This is a genomic window from Streptomyces sp. NPDC002309 (assembly GCF_053593375.1).
Map to the genome: position 1 here is coordinate 1 of NZ_JBSFCI010000093.1, position 5,589 is coordinate 5,589.

Annotated in this window: 1 protein-coding gene and 1 pseudogene; one reads left to right on the forward strand and one right to left on the reverse strand. The window is 67.9% G+C overall.

Going from position 1 to position 5,589, the window contains the following annotated elements; translation table 11 throughout:
* On the reverse strand, positions 1-5,240 hold a 5,240-nt coding region (locus ACWCPM_RS34475), incomplete at its 3' end, for an amino acid adenylation domain-containing protein (protein WP_450980208.1).
* Between the two features lie 15 nt (positions 5,241-5,255).
* Between ACWCPM_RS34475 and ACWCPM_RS34480 the strand changes: the two are divergent.
* Positions 5,256-5,589: pseudogene (locus ACWCPM_RS34480) on the forward strand (hypothetical protein); the annotation flags it as partial.

The following is a 5,589-nucleotide window of genomic DNA, read 5'->3' on the forward strand; positions in this document are numbered from 1 at the left end:
TCACCCAGCGCCAACCGCAACGCCCCGACGTCCAGATCACCACTCAACCGCAGAGCCACCGGAATGTTGTACGTCGCCGACGGCCCCTCCAACTCCCCCAGGAACCACAACCGCTGCTGCGCGAACGAGACGGGCACCGCCTTGGGCCGGGCCATCGCCACCAGCGCGGGGCGTGCCGTGCCCGATTCCGGCAGCCGGCGCGCGAGTCCCGCCACGGTCGGTGCTTCGAACACCGCCCGCATCGCGACTTCCACCCCCAGGTCCGTCCGGATCCTGTTGGTCAGCTGCACCGCGAGCAGTGAGTGGCCGCCCAGCTCGAAGAAGTTGTCGTCCACACCGACCTGGGGCACGCCCAGCACCTCGGCGAACACGGTGCACAGGATCTCCTCCTGCACCGACGCCGGCCCCCGGACACTGCCGGCCGCCTGGTAGTCCGGAGCAGGCAGGGCCTTGCGGTCCAGCTTCCCGTTCACCGTCAACGGCAGCACATCCAGCACCACCAAAGCGGACGGCACCATGTACTCCGGCAACACCGCACCCAACTGCACACGCAGCACGGCAGTGTCCACCTGAGCAGTGCTACCACCGTTGGAAACGAGATAGCCGACCAGACGCCTGTCACCAGGACGGTCCTCACGCACCATCACCACTGCCTGGGACACGCCCGGAAGGGCGAGCAGCGCGGCCTCGACCTCACCCAACTCGATACGGAACCCACGCACCTTCACCTGGTCATCCGTACGACCCAGAAAGTCCAGAACACCGTCCGGCCGCCACTTCACCAGGTCGCCCGTGCGATACATCCGCTCACCCGGACCCCCGAAGGGACTCGCGACGAACCGCTGCGCCGTCAACCCCGCCCGACCCAGATACCCCCGCGCCAGACCCGCGCCCGCGAGGTACAACTCACCCGCGACACCCACCGGGACCGGTCGCAGCGCCGCGTCCAGCACATAGACCCGCGTATTGGCGATGGGTGTGCCGATGTGCGGGGTGCCGTGTCCGCCGGCGGACAGGGGGCTGGTCATGGTGGCACAGACAGTGGATTCCGTCGGTCCGTAAGCGTTGACGAGACGACGGCCGTCAGCCCAATGGCTGACCAGGTTCTGGCTGAGGGCCTCGCCGGCCGTGATGAGGGTCCTGATCGACGGCAGGCTGTCCGGCTCGAGGAGTGACAGTGCCGCAGGAGGCAGGGTGGCGTGTGTGACCGACCGCTCCGCGACCAGACGGACGAGCGCCTGACCCGGCAGCAGGTCATGCGACGCGGCAGAAACGAGACAGGCCCCGTTGCACAACGCCATCACCGTCTCCCACACCGCCGCATCGAAGCTCGCCGAAGCGAACTGCAGCACTCGACTGCCGGCCGTGATCGCGAAATCCTCCGCCTGCACCGCACTCAGGCTCGGCAACCCCTGGTGGGTGACAGCCACACCCTTCGGCTGCCCCGTCGAACCAGAGGTGTAGATCACGTAGGCGGGATGGGCGGGCAGCAACACGGCACAACGCTCGGAGTCCGTGAGGTCGGTCTCGTCGAAGCCCTCGAGCGCGGTCGTGGTGCCCGGGTCATCGACGGCCAGACACGACAACTCCCCACCGGTGAGGCGGAAGGCCAGGTCCGTGCTGGTGAGCACCAGAACCGGCTGGGCATCCCTGAGAACGTACGCGATCCGCTCGGCCGGATAATCCGGGTCCACCGGCAGATAGGCACCGCCCGCCTTGGTCACCGCAAGAAGAGCGACGACCAGATCCACGGAGCGATGCAGCATGACCGCCACCAACGACTCCGGCCCCACCCCGCGACCGATCAGAAGCCGAGCAAGACGGTTCGCACGCTCATTGAGCTCCGCATACGTCAGTTCCACATCCTCGAAGACGACCGCCGTCGCGTCGGGAGTACGTACGGCCTGAGCCTGGAACAGCTCCGGCAACGTCGCCGCGGGCACCTCCCGGGCAGTGTCGTTCCACTCCACCAGGATCCGATCCCGCTCCACCGGGTCGAGAACCTCGATGGCACTGATGTGCTGATTCGGCGCTGTTTCCAGTGCGGTGACGACGCCTTCGGCGGCGGTATGGATCATGGCGCACAGTGCTTCGCCCGAGACGGGTTCCGCGACCTGCACCGTGACGGTGAATCCGTCACCGGTGTCGTCGACGTTCAGCCCGATCGGGTAGTTCGTCCGCTCCTGTTCGTACAGCAGGGACACGCCGTCAAGGCCGCTGTCCGTCGCTGACTCGGCGCTCCTGGAGTGCCGGTAATTGAACAGGGAGGTGAAGAGCGGAGTGTCCGCCTTGATACCGCTCGCTTGCCGGGCCAGCTTCAATGGGGCGTGTTCGTGGACGAGCAGGTCCGCCAGCTGGTTCTGCACCGACCGGACGGTGTCCAGCACCTGCGCGCCGTGAGTCTGCACGCGTACCGGCAGGGAGTTGATGAACAGACCCAGAACGCGGTCCGCGCCGTTTCCGGCGGCCATACGGCCGAACAGGACGGTACCGAAGACGATGTCGTCCCGGCCCGCGGAGGCCGCCAGTACCCGCGCCCACACCACGTGCAGGACCGTGGCCGGGCTCACGCCCAGCCGGCGTGATTGATCCCGCAGTCGCCGCGCGAGTTCCGCATCCATCACACGGCGGAACTCCGAGACGCCGGTGCCGTCGCGGCGGACGTCGAGCAGGCCGAACGGCGCGGTCGGCTCGGTCACGTCCCCCAGCAGGGCGGAGAAGTAGCTCTGGTGTTCCTCCTCCGCCACCCGCAGGCGAGCCTGGGCGACGAAGTTCCGGAACGGCATGGGCGCGGGCAGGGTGTCCTCCCTGCCCTCGACGAACGAGCGCACCTCCTCCAGCAGCACGTCCAGAGTGGTGTGGTCCGCGATCAGGTGATGGGCCTGAACGAGCGCGAGCCACTGACCGTTCACAGGGTCGGCCGCCGTGTAGACGCGGAGCAACGGCGCCTCGGAGATGTCCATCGATCCAGGACACGCGGCCAGCATCCGGCCCGTCACCTCGTCGTCAGGCCCCTCGGGCAAGCCGACGCTCTGCACCGGGATCGCCGCACGGCGCAGCACCACTTGGACCGGTTCGCGAAGTCCTTCCCAAAGGACGGCGGTCCGCAGGATGTCATGCCGGTCGACGACCCTCTGCAGCGCGTCCACGAACCCGTCCAGCCGGTGGCGTGAGTCGAACCCCAACAGCACGGGCAACACATACACATCGGTCCCGCCACCGGAGTCACCCATCAGGTGGTGGAAGAGGATCCCTTCCTGCAGCGGGGCCAGCGGGTACACATCCGCCACGTTGCCCGCTCCGCCGGGAACCCGGGACACGATCCGGTCGATCTCCCCTTGGGTCAGATCCACCAGAGGAAGCATGTCGGGTGAAAGGGTCGAGGCGTTGTCCGGAATCCGGTTCTCCGGCACCGCCACCTCGGCCCGGCCGTCCGAGGCGGCCAGTCCGGCAGCCGTGGGCGCCGCGAACAACGACCGCACATCGACCGACATCCCCCGGGCACGCAGCAGCTCCACCACCCGCACCGCGAGCAGTGAGTGGCCGCCCAGCTCGAAGAAGTTGTCGTCCACGCCGACCTGGGGCAGGCCCAGGACCTCGGCGAACACGGTGCACAGGATCTCCTCCTGCACCGTGGACGGCCCCCGGACACTACCGGCCGCCTGGTAGTCCGGAGCAGGCAGGGCCTTGCGGTCCAGCTTCCCGTTCACCGTCAACGGCAGCACATCCAGCACCACCAGAGCCGACGGCACCATGTACTCCGGCAACAACGCGCCGAGACGGGCGCGCAGGGCGGCGATGTCCACGGCGCCCCTGTGGCCGGCGCCGGACACGAGATAGCCGACCAGACGCCTGTCACCGGGACGGTCCTCACGCACCACCACCGCCGACTGGACAACACCCGGAAGGGCGAGCAGCGCGGCCTCCACCTCACCCAACTCGATGCGGAACCCCCGCACCTTCACCTGATCGTCGGTGCGCCCGAGGTATTCGAGCCGACCGTTGGCGTTCCACCGGACCAGGTCGCCGGTGCGATACATCCGCTCACCCGGTCCCCCGAAGAGACTCGCGACGAACCGCTGCGCGGTCAGCCCCGGCCGGGCAAGGTAGCCGCGGGCCAGACCCGCGCCCGCGAGGTACAACTCCCCTGCGACACCCACCGGAACCGGTCGCAGCGCCGTGTCCAGCACATAAGCCCGCGTGTTGGGAACGGGTGTGCCGATGTGCGGGGTGCCGTGTCCGCCGGTGGACAGGGGGCTGGTGAGGGTGGCACAGACAGTGGATTCCGTCGGTCCGTAAGCGTTGATGAGACGACGGCCGTCAGCCCAACGGGCAACGAGATTCTCGCTGAGGGCCTCACCGCCGGTGATCAGGGTCGTGATCGACGGCAGGGTGTCCGGCTCCAGGAGTGACAGTGCGGCAGGGGGTAGCAGTGCATGGGTGACCGACCGCTCCGCGACCAGGCGGACGAGCGCCTGACCCGGCAGCAGGTCGTGCGATGCGGCAGAGACGAGGCAGGCCCCGTTGCACAACGCCATCACCGTCTCCCACACCGCCGCGTCGAAGCTCGCCGAAGCGAACTGCAGCACCCGGCTACCAGCCGTGATCGCGAAATCCTCCGCCTGCACCGCACTCAGGCTCGGCAGCCCCTGGTGGGTGACAGCCACACCCTTCGGCTGCCCCGTCGAACCAGAGGTGTAGATGACGTACGCGGGATGGGCAGGCAGCAACACGGCACAACGCTCAGCATCCGAGAGATCAGTCCCGTCGAAGCCCTCGAGCGCGGTCGTGGTGCCCGGGTCATCGACAGCCAGACACGACAACTCCCCACCGGAAAGACGAAGAACCAGGTCCGAGCTGGTCAGCACCAGAACCGGCTGGGCATCCCTGAGAACGTAAGCGATCCGCTCGGCCGGATAATCCGGGTCCACCGGCAGATAGGCACCGCCCGCCTTGGTCACCGCAAGAAGAGCGACGACCAGATCCACGGAGCGATGCAGCATGACCGCCACCAACGACTCCGGCCCCACTCCCCGACCGATCAGAAGCCGGGCCACACGGTTGGCACGCTCATTGAGCTCCGCGTAGGTCACCTCGATGCCGGCGAAGATGACCGCGGTCGCGTCGGGAGTACGTGCGGCCTGAGCCTGGAACAGCTCCGGCAACGTCGCCGCGGGCACCTCCCGGGCAGTGTCGTTCCACTCCACCAGGATCCGATCCCGCTCCGCCGGGTCGAGCACCTCGATGGCACTGATGTGCTGGCCGGGGTCGGTGGTGACGGTGTCCAGGACGCGCACGAAGCGTTCGGCCAGGTTCTCCACCGTCTCGCGGTCGAACAAGTCGAGCGCGTAGTCGATACAGCCGTACAGACCAGCGGAGCGACTTCCGATGCCGGCGTCGGTGCGGATGTCGGTGCCGGTGCGGGTGCGGGTGCCGGTGCTGGTGGCCGTGTGGAAGGTCTCGGCCAGAGTGAAGGACAGGTCGAACTTGGCCACCGGTTCGCCGGTGGGCAGGGGTTCGGTGTGGATACCGGGCAGGTCGAGTTCGGCGTGGGTGGTGTTCTGCAGAGCGAGCATCACCTGGAAGAGC